The sequence below is a fragment of the Microbulbifer maximicatervae (SeqCode) genome, from assembly GCF_052467305.1.
The window spans coordinates 1,986,078-2,002,250 of record NZ_CP174306.1 but is presented as its reverse complement, the minus strand read 5'-3'; the positions used below and the strand labels follow the sequence as shown (position 1 = coordinate 2,002,250).

Genomic DNA, 16,173 nt, shown 5'->3' with positions numbered 1-16,173 from the left:
AAATTTATCGACCTCAAAATATTATTTTTACCTGCCTATAGGCTGTATATCCCACATATCCAGGCATTTCTAGGCCAAATATTGTGACTTGATTCGCCTCAAGTATCCTGGACTTTGAATTTAATTTGTGTACGATATTTAGCGTTCAAAGCATTTTTACTAGTAATCCGGCATAAAAATGCCTCTAAGAAGCTATATTTACGCCATTTGCTCAACACTTGTGCAGGTAAATATTTAGAGGTGAAAAAATATTTAGTCGGTTGGGAAGGTTTTTTGTCTAGCTCAGAAAATATTTTGTTACGCAGCCCATTGATTGAAGATGGGATGGCCACTTACCGATTGATCAAACGTTGCCCTCCCCTGGACACAAACTCCAGCTACTGCAACCTCCTCCACTGCAGCCATTTCGCCAACACCTCAGTCGCCGCAGAGGTTGATGGAGAGCTGCTGGGCTTTATTTCCGGCTATATCATCCCCGACCGTACAGATACCCTCTTTGTCTGGCAGGTGGCCGTAGACGAGAAGGCCCGGGGGCTTGGACTGGCCTCCCGGATGATAAGTCACATCCTCGAGCGTCCTCACTGTGGTTCGGTCAGATTTATTGAGACCACGATTACAGAACACAACCTGCCGTCTTGGGCGCTCTTCCACAGTGTCGCCGATAAATTATCGGTCGATCTTCACTCCTCACCCTGGATGGACTCTCAAGCCCACTTTGACGGGCTGCACGACTCCGAAACCCTTGTCCGCATCGGGCCTTTCGCCCTCGAAGAAACACCATAAAAGAGAAAATCATGAAGATCTTTGATGAGATTGAATCAGAAGTGCAAAGCTATGCCCGCTCCTTTCCGCGAGTTTTCAATCGCGCAAAAGGCGAGCTGATGTGGGATGAGGAGGGAAATCAGTATCTGGATTTCCTGGCGGGTGCCGGCACACTCAACTACGGGCACAACAACCCGCTGTTCAAGCAAGCACTGCAAGATTACATTGAGGCCGATGGAATTACTCACGGCCTCGATATGCACACCAGGGCCAAGGGTGAATTTCTACAGGCACTGAATGAGAAAATTCTCAAGCCGCGGAATATGGAGTACGTGGTGCAGTTTACCGGTCCGACTGGGACGAATGCGGTAGAGGCGGCGATGAAAATTGCCCGCAATGTAACCGGGCAGCAGAACATCGTCACCTTTACCAACGGTTTCCATGGCGTAAGCCTTGGCTCGCTGGCCGCCACCGGCAACTCGCATCACAGGGATGCTGCCGGTGTCAGCCTCAATGGTACGCACCGCATGCCCTTTGACGACTACCTGGGCAAAAATATCGATACCACAGAATACCTCGATAAAGTCCTCTCAGATTCCAGCAGCGGTATTAATTCTCCCGCAGCAGTGATTGTTGAGACAGTTCAAGGGGAAGGCGGTATCAATGCGGCCAGTATCGAGTGGCTAAGAAACCTTCAATCCGTCTGCAAAAAACACGGCTTACTTTTTATTGTCGATGATATCCAGGCTGGCTGCGGCCGCACGGGCAACTTTTTCAGCTTTGAAGAGGCCGGTATCGAACCCGATATCATTACGCTATCCAAATCCCTCAGTGGCTATGGGCTGCCATTTGCGCTGGTGCTAATGAAACCAGAGCTGGATCAGTGGAAGCCCGGTGAGCACAACGGCACTTTCCGTGGCAACAATCTGGCTTTTGTAACTGCGAAAGCCGCTATCGATCATTACTGGTCTGACGAAGACTTCTCACGGGAGATTAAACGCAAGGGCAAATACATTTCCGAGCGTTTGAATGAAATTGTCAGCCGATATGGTGAGGGCAACTTCACCACCAAAGGCCGGGGTATGTTTCAGGGTATCGACTGCATCAGCGGCGAACTTGCAGGAAAGATCACCAAACTCGCATTCAAGCAGGGGCTGATTATTGAAACCAGCGGAGCCGATGACCAGATCGTTAAGCTCCTTTGCCCACTGATAATCACCGATCAAAACCTTAAAAAAGGGATCGACATTATTGAATCCGCTATCCGGGAAGTCTGTGCCGGAGAGCGGGATATGCCTGAGGAAAGAGTCTTTTTTGAAGCCTGCTAGACTTTAAGGGCCTCTGAAAAGGTTCACGCAAAAGATCCAACTGTGCAGGCTGCAAACTAAGAATATTGCTGACCAGCCAGACTCGAACACACACGAAACAGCGAAATACCAATGATTGTCAGAAGTTTACAGGAAGCTAACAAATCCGGCCGCCGGGTTGTTTCACCGGATAACAACTGGGAGAGCACCCGACTCCTGCTTAAAGATGATGAAATGGGTTTTTCTTTCCATATCACCACTATTTATGCCGGTGCTGATTTCCAAATGCACTATCAAAACCACTTGGAAGCGGTTTACTGCATTTCCGGCAGAGGTGAGGTAGAAACTCTTGAGGATGGCAAGAAGCATCCTATCGAACCTGGAACTATCTATATTCTCGATAAGCATGACCGGCACATTTTAAGAGCCTTTGAAGAAATGACTATGGCCTGTGTATTTAACCCCCCTTTGAATGGCAAGGAAGTACACAATGCTGAGGGAGCCTACGAACTTGAAGCTGACAAGATTGATGAATAACTAGTCAGTCATAGGGCAGTATCCATGAAGTACCTTCCAGATAGCTCAAGTGTTACCAGGGAAGACTGCTACCCCTCCCGAAAACCGGGCCTTCTGGGTGGTGCCATGGTGCGCAAAGATCCAATTGTGTATGGGGACTGCCAGCCCCTCTCCCCACTGACACCATCGAAACTCAAGCGCTACGCAGAACAGGGCTTTGTTGTACTGGAGAATTTGTTTTCCCAGGCGGAGATTAACTTTTTTACGCAAGAGTTGGCGGAGATTAAACAGCGCAGACACACTGATAAGTCGGAAGAAATTATCACCGAGCCTGAAAGTAACGAAGTGCGCTCAGTCTTTCGTATCCACAAAAGCAGCCAAATTTTTAACCGGCTTTCCAGGGATCAACGGCTATCAAGTATTGCGAAATGTATTTTGGGTGATGAGGTTTATATCCATCAGTCTCGCGCGAACTACAAACCTGGTTTTCGCGGGAAAGATTTTTATTGGCACTCCGATTTTGAAACCTGGCATGTCGAGGACGGCATGCCCCGTATGCGGGCACTCAGCATCTCCATTACCTTAACAGAGAATCATCATTTTAATGGCCCATTAATGCTGATTCCCAAGTCCCACCACCATTACATTGCTTGCGATGGGGAAACACCAAAACGGAACTACCTCAGCTCACTGAAAAAGCAAGAACTTGGTATTCCCTCAGATAGCCATTTGAGGTCCCTGGTATCCAATGGCGGAATATCAGCTGTTACAGGCAAGCCCGGCAGTATTGTTGTGTTTGACTGCAACTTAATGCATGGCTCCAGCAGCAATATCAGCCCCGACCCGAGGTCTAATTTGTTTTTTGTTTTTAATGCCCTGAGCAACAAGGTGGAGGCTCCGTTTTGCGGCTTACCTCCCAGGCCGGAATACATCTGTGCGAGGAAATCAATTTCTACTATCTGAAGCAAATCTCAATTCAAAGCACTCACCCAGTTTTTAAGAGAAAGAAGGACCAGTAAGAGACGATGCATACGATAGAAAAGATTGGCGGCACCTCTATGACGGACTACGAAGCGGTCCGGGATAATATTATCAAAGGTGACTCCAAGGGGATCTACAATCGTGTTTTTGTAGTCTCTGCCTACGGCGGTATTACTGACTTGCTTCTAGAGCACAAGAAAAGTGGTCAACCAGGTATCTATGCCCTCTTCTCCAGCAGCATTGAGGACGATAGCTGGCTGGTTAAGTTTGATGAGCTTCGGGCAGCACTGCGGCAAATCAACGAGCGTCTTTTCGGGCATGGCGATCTTCTCGCGGAAGCGAACCTGTTTTTGGATGAAAGGCTGGAGAGCGCCAAAAAATGCCTGAGAGACCTGCAAAGCCTCTGTCAGCACGGCCACTTCTCCCTCGACGCCCACTTGGGCACGGTAAGGGAGATGTTAGCCAGCCTCGGTGAGGCCCACAGCGCATGGAACACTTCAAAGCTGTTGCAGCGGGATGGTGTAAATGCCTGCTTTGTCGACCTGACTGGCTGGCGCACCAACAAGCACATTCCCCTGGATGAGCGTATCCGGGATGCCTTTGCCACTATCGATTTAAGCAGACAGCTGCCTATTGTTACCGGCTATGCCCATAGCGATAAGGGTCTGCTGATCTCGTTTGATCGGGGCTATAGCGAGATGACTTTCAGTCGTCTCGCCGTACTCACAGGGGCAAAGGAGGCGGTGATTCACAAAGAGTTCCACCTGAGCAGTGCAGACCCTCGCCTGGTGGGAGAGGGAAATGCAGTACCCATTGGCCGCACCAATTACGATGTGGCCGACCAGTTGGCCAACCTGGGAATGGAAGCGATTCACCCCAAAGCCGCCAAGGGGCTGCGCCAACAAAATATCCCTCTCAGGGTGAAAAACACTTTCGAGCCCGAGCACGCCGGCACCCTGATTACTGGTGACTACATCAGCGACTCTCCACGAGTGGAAATTATTGCCGGCTGTAAAGGGGTTTACGCCCTGGAGTTGTTTGACCAGGATATGGCGGGCAGCATCCACGATTATGATCGCGAAGTGCTACTGGTGATCAAGCGCTTCAAAGCCCACATTATTTCCAAAGACACTAATGCCAATACCCTTACCCATTTCCTCTCCACCAATCTGAAAACAATTAAGCGAATTCAGGCTGCATTGGAAGAGCATTTTCCCGAAGCCGAACTGAACCAGCGCAAAGTCGCCATAGTTTCAGCCATCGGTAGCGATATGCAAATCCCCGGCGTGCTGGCCAAAGCGGTGCAGTCGATGTCCAAAAGCAATATCCGCGTGCTCGCCATGCACCAGTCCCTGCGTCATGTAGATATGCAGTTCATCGTTAGCGAGCCAGACTATGATGCAGCCGTTCGGACACTACACGAGGCACTGGTAGAGATTTACAATCACGGGACGGCGATATGCCTCGCATCCTGAGCCTTTGTGCCCTGTTCTTTTTATTAACTTCCGCCACCTCTATTTCCCAGGAAACGGAAGAAAAGAAAAAAGACAGTGCGCAAAGCGAAGTCGACACCCTTGAGAAGCCCTTATACACACCCTTCGTCGAGCGCTATATGCTCGACGAAATTAAGCAGCTGCGAATCGATCAGGCTAATGCCAAGCAGGAATTGATTCAGCAAATTGTCGATCGTGAACACAACTCTGTCGATCGAGCCGTAGCCTACGCAACCGATACGGTTACCTACTTTTTCTACTTGATAGCCGCCGCCACTTCAATTTTGGTTTTAGTTGGTTGGCGGTCATTCCAGGATATTAAAGAGCGGGTGCACTCCCTGGCCGATGAGGAAATCTCAAAGCTGGTCCAGGAATACGAAAAGCGCTTGGAAGTTATAGAGAAGCAGCTTCAACAGAAAACACAGCATATTGAAGAAAACCGCGAGGAAATCGAGCTAACTCAGGAAGTACAGTCCCTGTGGCTGCGCGCCCAACAAGAATCCTCAGTGGCAAATAAAATTGCCATTTACGACGAGATTCTGCGCCTCCGCCACGAGGATGTAGAAGCCCTTACCTATAAAGCTGATGCAGTGCTGGAGCTTAATGAACCCCAATGGGCCGCCAATCTTTGTCACCAGGCCCTAGGTATTGACTCGGATAACAGCCATGCCTTCTACCAACTGGCATGCGCCCATACTGCCATGGGTCAATTTGATGAAGCGCTGCGTTATCTGGCTGAAGCCATCAAAAGGCGGGAAAGCTACCGCGATGAGATCCTGGTTGATAGTGCCTTACAGCCTTTAGCGGAAAGTGAAGTTTTTGAGGAACTCGACCAGGTTATTGCCAATACTCCCTCACCGCAAAGCGGTGGCAAGGGGAGCTAGAAATATTCGGATAACCTCTGAAGACCAACCCATAAAATAATACGGGATAAAAATAATAGGATTGCCGATGATCTATTCATTTCTTGGTTTTTTACTTTTGTTCACTCTGGTCGGCCTCTCTTCTGCGATGTTCAGCCGTCAAACCAAAGCCGACTATTACCTTGCCAGCAGTGGTGTCTCCCCCTGGCTGGTGGGGTTGTCTGCCGTGGCAACGAACAATAGCGGCTATATGTTTATCGGGGTTATCGGCTATACCTACACCACTGGGTTGGCCTCCATCTGGTTGATGGTGGGGTGGATTGCCGGTGATTTTCTGGCTTCCCTCTATGTACACAAGCGATTGAGGACCGCTACCAGTTCAAGTGGTGAAGTCAGCTACGCAGGTGTTCTCAGTAACTGGTACGGACAGAAGTACTCAGCCCTGCAGCGCCTGATCGGCATCATTTCCCTGCTGTTTTTACTAACTTATGCCTCTGCCCAAATGGTTGCCGGCAGCAAAGCCCTGCACGTACTGCTGGATTGGCCTCTCTGGTCCGGTGCTGTAGTTGGAGCTGTGCTTGTATGCCTCTACTGTTTAGCTGGCGGCATCCGCGCGTCCATTTGGACTGATGCGGCCCAATCCATCGTTATGATGGGGGCTATGGCAGCACTTCTAACCGTCGCCCTTGCCAACTTGGGTGGCATCACCAGTGCGGCGATACAAATGCAGGCTATTGAAGGTTTTACCCATTGGTTTCCCGAGGGGCTCGCCTTTGCGGGCTGGGGCGGGGTGATACTCTTTGTGATCAGTTGGGGGTTTGCTGGATTGTCTGTGATTGGACAACCCCACGTTATGGTTCGATTTATGACCCTGAAGGATTCCAGCAAGATGAACCGGGCAAGGGCCTGGTACTATCTGTGGTTCATCCTTTTCTATTGTATGGCCACCGGGGTCGGCCTGCTATCCAGAGTGTTTATTGCTGACACAGGGAGCTTTGATGCGGAGCTTGCTCTTCCCACCATGGCTATGGATTTGTTGCCCCCTGTTTTTGTTGGGCTGATCCTGGCTGGTATCTTTGCCGCAACCATGTCCACCGCAGACTCCCTGCTTCTCAGCTGCTCCGCAGCCATTACCCACGATATTCTTCCGCACAAGATTGAAAAAACCTGGTTTCTAAAGCTTGTCACAGTTGCGATAACCGGCGGCGCATTGCTGTTGGCGCTCGCCAACAGCCAAAGTGTGTTCAGCCTGGTTATTTTCGCTTGGTCGGGACTTGCCAGCGCATTTGGCCCTCTACTCCTGGTATTGTGTTTTGGGGGTAAGCCATCCCAGGCAACCGCTATCGCAGCAGTGATTATCGGCTTTACAGCAGCGATTACCTGGCGGCTACTGGGGTATCACGGCGTGATCTATGAGGGATTGCCGGGTATTGCAGCTGGGTTAGCAGTGCTATATCTGGCCAGCCTGAACCGCCAAACCTCCACTTTACGCGAGGCAAACAGTTAAATTCACTCAACGTAATTCTGGGGAGGTAGAGCCTCCCCGCCTGCCAGACCTTCACCAGCTAGAGCCTCCTCCCCCAAAAGCGACAAATCCCATCTCCTGCCGCCCAAAGCCCCCGCCTTTCGGGCACCTGACTTGACCCCGAGACAGCCGGGTTGAGCAAAATTCATACAGTGCTTTTTATAGAGTTCAAATGAGATTTTTGGCCCAACCCAGCCCACTTTTAACCCTTGAAAATACGGATTAACTCTGTAGTCGCTGAAAAATAAATCCTCCTACGAATCCGCCAGCTTTGTTGCATTGAGTGCTAACAATTAGAGTTCAAATTAAAAATATGTTACATTTTGTGTCATATCGCTCGATCAACGACTATCGAGCCCGGGCTGGAATCTGACGATTAGGGACAAATGTCTTCGTCAGACCGGCCCTTTTTTATGATGACTGGACCTTCACGATCGGCCCATTGCGCCCTTCAAGTCCATCGCCAACGAACAACCGACTGACCCTCTGTTAAAGCAGTATGGAGAGACAGATGTCACTGGACAAACAACGGAATTTTGTAGACGGCCGCTACCTGTCGAATGAGAGCGGCGAGTGCTTTGATGTATATAACCCGGCGACCAACGAAATCAGCTATCAGGTTGAGGTTGCCGACGAAAAGGTACTGGCAGAAACCATCGAGAGCGCCAAGCGCGGTTTTGCCCAGTGGTCAGCGATGATGCCGGTAGAACGCAGCCGCATCCTGCAGAAAGCAGTAGCGCTGTTGCGCGAGCGCAACGACGAACTGGCAGCTATCGAAGTGACTGATACCGGCAAGCCCTGGCAGGAAGCCAGTGTTGTCGACGTGGTGACTGGGGCCGACTCCATCGAATTCTTTGCCGGCCTGGCTGCAGGCATTGAAGGCAATCAGCAGCAAGTCGGTGAGGACTTCTACTACACCCGCCGCGAGCCCCTGGGCATCTGCGCCGGAATCGGTGCCTGGAACTACCCCTTACAAATCGCTTGCTGGAAAGCCGCCCCGGCCCTAGCCTGCGGTAACGCCATGATCTTCAAGCCTTCCGAAGAAACCCCCAAAGGTGCTTTGAAGTTGGCTGAAATCTTTATTGAAGCGGGCATGCCCCCGGGTGTTTTCAACGTAATCCAAGGTGATGGCGCCGTGGGTGCCTGGCTGACTAACCACCCGGATATCGCCAAGGTTTCCTTTACCGGCGAAGTGGGTACCGGCAAGAAAGTGATGGCCGCAGCGGCTTCCAACCTGAAAGAAGTTACCATGGAGCTGGGTGGCAAGTCCCCGCTGGTGATCTTTGATGATGCCGACCTGGAGCAAGCCGTTTCTGCTGCCATGCTGGGCAACTTCTACACCCAGGGCGAAATCTGCACCAACGGTACCCGGGTATTTGTACACCGCAGCATCCAAGATCAGTTCCTCGCTCGTCTGAAAGAGCGTGTTGAGCAAAATATTATTGCCGGTGATCCGATGAATCCGGACACCAACTTCGGCGCCCTGATTTCTGCCAAGCACCAGCAACTGGTAATGGACTACATCAGCAAGGGTAAAGAGGAAGGCGCGACCCTGTTCTGCGGCGGTCACACCCTTTCACCAGAAAATTCACCTAACGGTTACTTCGTTGCTCCCACCGTATTCACCGACTGTCATGACGATATGACCATCTGCCGCGAAGAGATCTTCGGCCCGGTAATGTCGGTACTGGTCTTTGATGATGAAGACGAAGTGATCCGCCGCGCTAACGATACCCGATTGGGCTTGGCCGCCGGCGTATTTACCCGCGATATCACTCGCGCCCACCGTGTGATCCACCAGATGCAAGCGGGTATCTGCTGGATCAATGCCTACGGTGCTTCCCCGGCAGAAATGCCGGTGGGCGGATACAAGTTATCCGGAATCGGACGCGAAAATGGACTTGCGACCCTGAACCACTATACCCAGCTAAAAGCGGTGTATGTGGGCCTGGCACCACTGGAAAGTCCATTTTAAGCGGTACCCTGTATGAGTGAGTTTGACTACATCATTGTCGGCGCCGGCTCTGCCGGTTGCGTTCTGGCCAACCGCCTGTCTGCCCAGGAAGATAAAAAAGTCCTCCTGGTAGAGACAGGAGGTAGCGATCGCAGCATCTTTATCCAGATGCCCACCGCGCTGTCCATCCCCATGAATACTGAGAAGTACGCCTGGCAGTTTACGACTGAACCGGAGCCCCACTTGGATAACCGCAGTATGCACTGCCCCAGGGGCAAGGTACTCGGTGGTTCCTCCTCGATTAACGGGATGGTTTACGTGCGCGGGCACGCTAAAGACTTTGATGAGTGGGCACAGCACGGCGCCGAAGGCTGGGATTACGCCCACTGCCTGCCCTACTTTAAACGCTCTGAGACCTGGGCTTTCGGCGGTGACGATTATCGTGGTGACGAAGGTCCACTGGGGGTCAATAACGGCAATGAAATGGCCAACCCCCTTTATGGAGCCTTTATCGAAGCTGGCAAAGAAGCTGGCTACGACTACACCGCAGATTACAATGGTGAGCAGCAAGAGGGCTTTGGCCCCATGCATATGACGGTAAAAGATGGTAAGCGCTGGTCTACCGCCAACGCTTACCTGAAGCCGGCAATGCAGCGCCCCAATTTGACGGTATTGACCCACGCCACTGTGCATAAGGTGATTCTGGAAGGTAAACGGGCAGTCGGAATCAAACTTGAACGCAAGGGAAAGATCCTGGAATTCAAGGCGCGGCAGGAAGTCATCCTCAGCGCAGGTCCCATCGGCTCCCCTCACCTTCTTCAGCTCTCCGGAATCGGAGATCCCGACACACTGGCAGAAGCCGGTATCGAACTCCAACACGAACTCCCCGGCGTCGGCCAAAACTTGCAGGACCACCTGGAGTTCTATTTCCAGTTCCGCTGCAACCAACCGATTTCCCTGAATGGCAAGCTCGATCCGTGGAATAAATTCCTGATCGGCGCTCGTTGGATACTGAAGAAGGATGGTCTCGGAGCCACCAACCATTTCGAGTCATGCGGTTTTATTCGCTCCAAAGAAAATGTGGAGTGGCCGGACCTGCAATATCACTTCCTGCCAGCAGCCATGCGCTATGACGGCCGCGAAGCTTTCGACGGCCACGGCTTCCAGGTGCATATCGGGCACAACAAGCCCAAGAGTCGCGGCAGAGTCAAAGTGGTGAGCAGTGATCCCAAGCAATCCCCTTCCATCCTGTTTAATTATTTACAGGAGAAAGAGGATATTGAGGGTTTCCGTGCTTGTGTGCGACTAACTCGCGAGATTATCAATCAGCCGGCTTTCGACGAGTACCGGGGCGATGAAATCCAGCCCGGCACCGATATCCAGACTGATGAACAAATTGACGCTTTCGTACGGGAATCCGTCGAGAGTGCATACCACCCATCCTGCTCCTGCAAGATGGGAACTGATGCAATGGCAGTGGTAGACCCGGAAACCCGTGTACACGGATTGCAGGGCTTGAGAGTTGTAGATTCCTCCATCTTTCCGACCATTCCCAACGGCAACCTGAATGCGCCCACCATTATGGTGGCGGAGCGGGCTGCTGACCTGATTTTAGGGCGCCCAGTATTGGCGCCCTCCGAGGCACCGGTAGCGACCAAAGCTACCAGCACTCAGCGACCTGGCCGCCCTGCGCGCTCAGTTAGCTGATTTTTCGTCGGCGCTCTGGCAGAGATTTGACTGCCCCCTTCAAACACGACGGGGATACTCAAATCTCGCACAGCAACGCCCTTGAGGGGCGCCGGCATACCAATAACTAGCTGGAGACTCAGCATGACAGCTTGGCTTTCTGCGGGATTATTATTTACCTTCACGGCAATAATTTTCTCGCTGATTAAATGGGGAAATGTGAAGATGGTCGGGGTGACCCCGGTCAAAACCTTCACTTTTATAGCGATCCTTTTCACCTCCGGCCTCGATGTAGGCCTGATCATGTTCCCCCTCACCGAGTTCGGTGGCTATGCAGACCTAGCCGCAAACCCAGAATATGGCTTCACCAACGCACTCGCGATTGAGTTTGGTTTTTGGGCCTTCCTGATCTGGGGTTTCTACTTCCTCACCTGTTTTTACTTCTGCATTATCGAGCCCAAAGTTAAATTCTTTGAGATCGGCCTGGTAAAGCTGATCAACAACGTGGTGATTATCGGTACCTGCGCGTTTACCGCCTACCTGCTGCTCAGCAACTTGCCCTGGTATCTGCCACAGGTTGGCGATGGTGAAACCATTGTTGGTACCTTCTACCTGATCGTATTTGCCGTGATCGCCGCTGCGGTCTACTCATCCACCAGCCTGCGCTATGTGCGCTTCCTCAGTCTGGCGACTACCTGGATGTTTATTGGCCTGATCGCGGTAATGTGGGTAGGCGCCTTTACCGGTGAGAACGGCAGCGTTGGAGACTTTGCTTCCACCTTTGCACTGCTCGGCGGTTACTTCGGCAATATCCACCAGTTCGTACTGCCGCTGAATGACTACCACGAGTTCTACCTGTTCTGGTGGTTTGCGTGGAGCATTATGATTGGCCAGTTTACCTCCCGCTTTGTGGGCGGTCTGCGTACTTACCAAGTGCTGGCGGCGATGCTGATCTTCCCATCCATCCCCATCGCACTGTGGTTCACCGTGCTTTACTACTACTCCAGCCAGGGCCTGGATACTACTGGCTTCTATAACCTGGCCATGATCATTGTGGGCATTACCTTCGTGATCAACTCGCTGGACTCCCTGATTCGCCTGTACACCGACAACCTGGGTATGACCGTTGCGCGTCTGGGCAAGTGGAAATACTTCGTGCTGAACCTGGCAGCGATGAGTCTGCTCACCCTGTTGTTCAAGCTCGACTTCCTACAAATCCAGTGGATCGGTGCCCTGGTAATTGGCATTTTCTTCTGCTGCCTGGGTTACATCCTGGTGAAACGCTTCAGGGCGGTAGCAGCTATCGACTCCTCGCCTAAAGAAAACAAGATCGACTTTAATAAGATCGAACTGGCGAGCTAACTGTTGAAATCCCCTGCCTGGTTTGGCGGGGGCTACAAAATATAAATAAGTGGTAATTGAACAATGAAATCAACTTTGAAACTTTCTGCACTGACCTGTGCTTCTCTGCTGGTGCTTGCCCAACAATCCCAGGCAGAGCTGTCTTCTACTGTTAACCTGACTACTGACTATACCTTTAATGGTGTCAGCCAGACTCAAAACGACCCAGCACTGCAAGCCAGTCTGGACTACGGGTTCGATAACGGCTGGTATATCGGCACCTGGGCTTCCAACGTAGACTTCGGTGAAGATGACGATACCAACCTGGAGTGGGATTTCTATGCAGGTAAGTTCATGCAGCTTACCGATAAAGTAAGCCTGGACACTGGACTCGCTTATTACACCTATCACGGTGATAGTGACCTTTCTGAAGAGTACGCTTACCCGGAAGCTTATGCCAAGCTTGGCTACAGCTCTGCTCTAGGCGAATCAGAAGTCAATGGCTGGTACAGCTGGGATTACTTTGGCCAGGGTGGCGGCCACTACATTATGATGCTGGCCCATACCTTTGAGTTTGCAGAAGGACACAACGTTCGCTTCAGTGCTGACCGCTCTACAACCGTCAATAAAGACAACTGGACCTGGGAAGGTAAAAAATCTTACAACCACTACCGAGTGGAGTATATGACTTCCCTGGAGGGTTTTGATTTCAATATTGCCGCCGAGAATACCACTCTCGACTCAGGCACTGCTGACGAGCGTATCGTCTTCTCTGTTGCCCGCACTTTTAGCCTTTAAACTATAAGTGCAGCCGGGGCTTTAGATAGCCCCGGCATATCTTACTAGTCTGCTCTTAGGGTGTTTCTTCTTTTCCGTCCTGGCCAGACTTCTCTGCAGATTTCATCACAACTTGCCCTGATTCAGTATTCCCACTCCAGGCACCTTCCTCAGTCACCCCTTCCAAAACGATTTCCCTTTCAAGGATAACAGGGTGCAAATTCAAGTCATGCCGTGCAACTTTAACCATTGAGATACACAGCAAGAGGGCAATCAGCAGCAAAGGGACACCGGCGATAATGCTTGCCGCCTGCAACGCTTCCAGCCCCCCAATGAGCAACAAGGCAATAGGCATTACTGCCAGCGCGAAGGCCCAGAAAATTCGATTCCACCGAAGCGGCTCGCCATGGACTTCTTTCTGCACAACGGCGGCAAGAATATGAGATATGGAGTCAAAAGTAATGATCGTAAAAACCAGTGCGATCAGCGTATACAGCAACACAACTAACTGGCTCGCCGGCAACTTATCCAAAACGGCAAAGATCACGGTATTGGCCCCCTGCTGATTTAGTATTTGCACCAAGTCCAGCTCGCCCGAAAAATGCAAGTAAACGCCGTAGTTGCCTAGCACCATAAAAAACAAGAAGCAGCCAAAAGTTCCAAAAAATAGTGATCCAAGAATCATCTCCTTGATAGTCCGACCTCCAGAGATACGCGCTATAAACAAACCAATACTCGGTGCAAACACCAACCACCAAGCCCAATAGAAGATGGTCCAATCTTGAGGAAAACGAGTGTTGGGGAATTGTTGAAAATGAGAGAAGGACTCAGTCCAAGTGGCCATTTGCAAGAAGTTCTGCAGCGCTCTACCCAGGGAATCCAACCCACTATTGAGCATAAATAGTGTCGGCCCTGCGATAAACACGAAGAGCAGCAAGGCAAGCGAGAGAAAAATTGTAAAGTTTGATAGAACGCTAAGGCCCTGCTTTACCCTGACAAGAGCACAATAACCAAACAATAGCGCACAAAATATCAGCACCCCGACCTGAAATCCCACCCCAGTAGGAATTCCAAATAGCTTGTGCAATCCCAAAGTAATCAGCGGCGCTGCGATACCAAGCCGTGTAGCCGCACCTCCTAGCATGCCAAATACCAGAGAAGTATCGATAAGCTTACCAATGTGCCCACTCACTCTACGATCACCCAATACTGGCGCGAGCGCTTGGCTTAACTTTAGAACCTTGCGTTTACGCACATAGTAGTAATAGGCAATTGGCAGTGCGGGGATTAGATAGATAGACCAAGCCAGTGGCCCCCAGTGAAAGATACCGTAGGAAACTGCCCATCGCGCAGCTTCAGCTGAGCTTGCTTGAACCTGGAACGGCGGCTGTTGGTAATAGTAGATCCATTCAACCATCGACCAATACAAAATAGAGGCGCCAATACCGGAAGAAAACAACATGGCAGCCCAGGATAGAGTTGAGAATTCGGGGCCCTCTTTCCCCCCTCCCAACTTTATCCTGCCAATATCACTAAAGGCGATATACAGCACAAATAACATCGCACCTAGGCCTAGCAGGAGATAAAAGACCCCCAACTTCTCTGTCACCAGATCTTTAGCTGCCAATAACCATAGAGAACCCGCCTCGGGAAAGAGGATTAAGGGCACTGTCGCCACTAGTAGCAATGCAAAAGAGCCCCAAAAGGTGGGCTTGTCTATGAGATCCTTTGTTCCCTTATTCAACAAGGGTTCCTTCTGAAAAGATGTTCTTACAAAACGGGAAGGAGTTGGGAGCTAAATTAACTACAGTCTGGCTATTTTTTGACCAGCCGGAACAAAGTTGCTGAAACTAAAGACGCCAATCTTTAAGGCGAGCACTGCACTGCCATTTACCAACCGCTGGCATGACGTGATTAGCATCCTTTTGAGTACTGATTTAACAGGCCAAATGCAATTCAAGTGTGAACAGGATGTGCATACTCAAATACTATTTGAAACGGGGCTTTCCCAAAGGAATACAGAGAAGCGATATATATAAGAAGGCTTTCGCCGCCATTGCGGGCCTGGCGCTATTTGCATGCACCAAGGACCAGGATAGGAATATCGATGTTAATGATTTTGAACCTGAAGCAAAGACAGGGATTTACGACATTTCCCAAGAAGACTGTGAGCTGATGAAGCTCCGGCAGGTTCTTCGGAACAACTCCCCTATTGGCTGTGAAAGGCTGAAGAGAGTCGTCTTCAACTATACGCCTCTCTTAGATCCGCCTGCTCAGGATAATGTTGGCATCGAAGCTGATCTATACCGCAGAGGCGCTGTTGTTGTACTTGATATCGTTGCCGAGAACGTCCTGTCTCTATTTGGCGAGATCTACCGATCTCGCTTTCCAATACAGTCAGCCATTCCTGTTGAATATTTTACTCTGCAAGAGCGAATGGCAGATGATCGAAACAACACACTGGCTTTTGATTCCCGGCCTATTACTGGCGGAAGCAGATGGTCTGAGCATGCTTATGGTGTTGCTATTGATATTAACCCCCTACAAAATCCCTACCTGTATATTGATAAACACACCCGAGCCAAAGTAATCCCTAAGGATGCAACAGAAGGATATTTAAACCGGGCAAAGTTTCGCCCGGGAAAGCCAACCCGCATGGGGATGTCTGAAGATGTAACCACAATCTTTGCCAGGCATGGCTTCGTTGTCTGGGGTGGAGACTGGAATGTCCCGATTGACTATATGCACTTCCAGGTTGGTTCCCGTCAATTCATTAACCGCCTTGTAACTTTGCCAAAGGAGAGTGCAAAACAACTATTTAACCGATATACACAGCAATTGAATCTCTGTTTTGAGGAGAGCAACTCGATAAAAAGCGCTACTCACCTCAGAAAACATTGTGTCGATAAAGTGGTATCAGAATTTGATGGAGAGCAGGAGTGAAAACGGCCTCCTCCTGCTGCCCAAC

General features: G+C 50.7%; 13 protein-coding genes. 12 read left to right on the top strand and 1 reads right to left on the bottom strand.

What is annotated here, in order from left to right; all coding sequences use genetic code 11:
• Window positions 1–273 precede the first annotated feature (273 nt).
• The 11 genes from ectA (at window position 274) to ACJJI4_RS08855 (ending at window position 13,226) form a co-directional block, all read left to right on the top strand.
• Window positions 274–783 carry a diaminobutyrate acetyltransferase gene (ectA, locus tag ACJJI4_RS08905; protein WP_444893869.1) on the top strand — a complete coding sequence of 170 codons (510 nt, stop codon included), beginning with the start codon at window positions 274–276 and terminating at the stop codon, window positions 781–783.
• An 11-nt stretch (window positions 784–794) separates the two neighbouring features.
• On the top strand, window positions 795–2,090 hold the full coding sequence (ectB, locus tag ACJJI4_RS08900; RefSeq protein ID WP_444927790.1) for a diaminobutyrate--2-oxoglutarate transaminase: 1,296 nt from the start codon (window positions 795–797) through the stop codon (window positions 2,088–2,090).
• 111 nt (window positions 2,091–2,201) lie between these two features.
• Complete coding sequence (locus ACJJI4_RS08895; protein WP_444927789.1) at window positions 2,202–2,606, top strand: ectoine synthase; 405 nt, start codon at window positions 2,202–2,204, stop codon at window positions 2,604–2,606.
• A gap of 24 nt (window positions 2,607–2,630) precedes the next feature.
• Window positions 2,631–3,548, top strand: coding sequence for an ectoine hydroxylase (thpD, locus tag ACJJI4_RS08890; RefSeq protein WP_444927788.1), 918 nt, complete (start codon window positions 2,631–2,633; stop codon window positions 3,546–3,548).
• A gap of 62 nt (window positions 3,549–3,610) precedes the next feature.
• Complete coding sequence (locus ACJJI4_RS08885; protein WP_444927787.1) at window positions 3,611–5,041, top strand: aspartate kinase; 1,431 nt, start codon at window positions 3,611–3,613, stop codon at window positions 5,039–5,041.
• Window positions 5,026–5,943, top strand: a complete 918-nt coding sequence (locus tag ACJJI4_RS08880; protein ID WP_444927786.1) for a TPR end-of-group domain-containing protein — start codon at window positions 5,026–5,028, stop codon at window positions 5,941–5,943. The genes ACJJI4_RS08885 and ACJJI4_RS08880 overlap by 16 nt, the downstream gene beginning before the upstream one ends.
• Window positions 5,944–6,010: 67 nt before the next feature.
• A complete protein-coding gene (locus ACJJI4_RS08875) occupies window positions 6,011–7,429 on the top strand; it encodes a sodium/proline symporter (protein WP_444927785.1) in 1,419 nt (472 codons plus the stop codon).
• 529 nt (window positions 7,430–7,958) lie between these two features.
• Entirely contained in the window at window positions 7,959–9,422 is a 1,464-nt protein-coding gene (gene betB / locus ACJJI4_RS08870; protein WP_444927784.1) for a betaine-aldehyde dehydrogenase, read from the top strand.
• A 12-nt stretch (window positions 9,423–9,434) separates the two neighbouring features.
• The gene (gene betA / locus ACJJI4_RS08865) at window positions 9,435–11,108 is read left to right on the top strand and encodes a choline dehydrogenase (RefSeq protein WP_444913750.1); all 1,674 of its coding nucleotides are present in this window, start codon (window positions 9,435–9,437) and stop codon (window positions 11,106–11,108) included.
• A 123-nt stretch (window positions 11,109–11,231) separates the two neighbouring features.
• Window positions 11,232–12,449 (top strand): BCCT family transporter, encoded by a 1,218-nt coding sequence (locus tag ACJJI4_RS08860; protein ID WP_444927783.1) that lies wholly within the window; start codon window positions 11,232–11,234, stop codon window positions 12,447–12,449.
• 63 nt (window positions 12,450–12,512) lie between these two features.
• The gene (locus ACJJI4_RS08855; RefSeq protein ID WP_444908330.1) at window positions 12,513–13,226 is read left to right on the top strand and encodes a TorF family putative porin; all 714 of its coding nucleotides are present in this window, start codon (window positions 12,513–12,515) and stop codon (window positions 13,224–13,226) included.
• A gap of 55 nt (window positions 13,227–13,281) precedes the next feature.
• Here ACJJI4_RS08855 and ACJJI4_RS08850 read toward each other — a convergent pair whose 3' ends face one another.
• The gene (locus ACJJI4_RS08850; protein WP_444927782.1) at window positions 13,282–14,949 is read right to left on the bottom strand and encodes a BCCT family transporter; all 1,668 of its coding nucleotides are present in this window, start codon (window positions 14,947–14,949) and stop codon (window positions 13,282–13,284) included.
• A 227-nt stretch (window positions 14,950–15,176) separates the two neighbouring features.
• On the opposite strand from ACJJI4_RS08850, the gene ACJJI4_RS08845 reads away from it, so the two are divergent.
• On the top strand, window positions 15,177–16,148 hold the full coding sequence (locus ACJJI4_RS08845) for a M15 family metallopeptidase (RefSeq protein WP_413665765.1): 972 nt from the start codon (window positions 15,177–15,179) through the stop codon (window positions 16,146–16,148).
• Window positions 16,149–16,173 lie beyond the last annotated feature (25 nt).

Coding starts and splice junctions, on each gene's coding strand:
- ectB (WP_444927790.1), top strand. CDS start 795: ATGAAGATCTTTGATGAGATTGAATCAGAAGTGCAAAGCTATGCCCGC.
- ACJJI4_RS08895 (WP_444927789.1), top strand. CDS start 2,202: ATGATTGTCAGAAGTTTACAGGAAGCTAACAAATCCGGCCGCCGGGTT.
- thpD (WP_444927788.1), top strand. CDS start 2,631: ATGAAGTACCTTCCAGATAGCTCAAGTGTTACCAGGGAAGACTGCTAC.
- ACJJI4_RS08885 (WP_444927787.1), top strand. CDS start 3,611: ATGCATACGATAGAAAAGATTGGCGGCACCTCTATGACGGACTACGAA.
- ACJJI4_RS08880 (WP_444927786.1), top strand. CDS start 5,026: ATGCCTCGCATCCTGAGCCTTTGTGCCCTGTTCTTTTTATTAACTTCC.
- ACJJI4_RS08875 (WP_444927785.1), top strand. CDS start 6,011: ATGATCTATTCATTTCTTGGTTTTTTACTTTTGTTCACTCTGGTCGGC.
- betB (WP_444927784.1), top strand. CDS start 7,959: ATGTCACTGGACAAACAACGGAATTTTGTAGACGGCCGCTACCTGTCG.
- betA (WP_444913750.1), top strand. CDS start 9,435: ATGAGTGAGTTTGACTACATCATTGTCGGCGCCGGCTCTGCCGGTTGC.
- ACJJI4_RS08860 (WP_444927783.1), top strand. CDS start 11,232: ATGACAGCTTGGCTTTCTGCGGGATTATTATTTACCTTCACGGCAATA.
- ACJJI4_RS08855 (WP_444908330.1), top strand. CDS start 12,513: ATGAAATCAACTTTGAAACTTTCTGCACTGACCTGTGCTTCTCTGCTG.
- ACJJI4_RS08845 (WP_413665765.1), top strand. CDS start 15,177: ATGTGCATACTCAAATACTATTTGAAACGGGGCTTTCCCAAAGGAATA.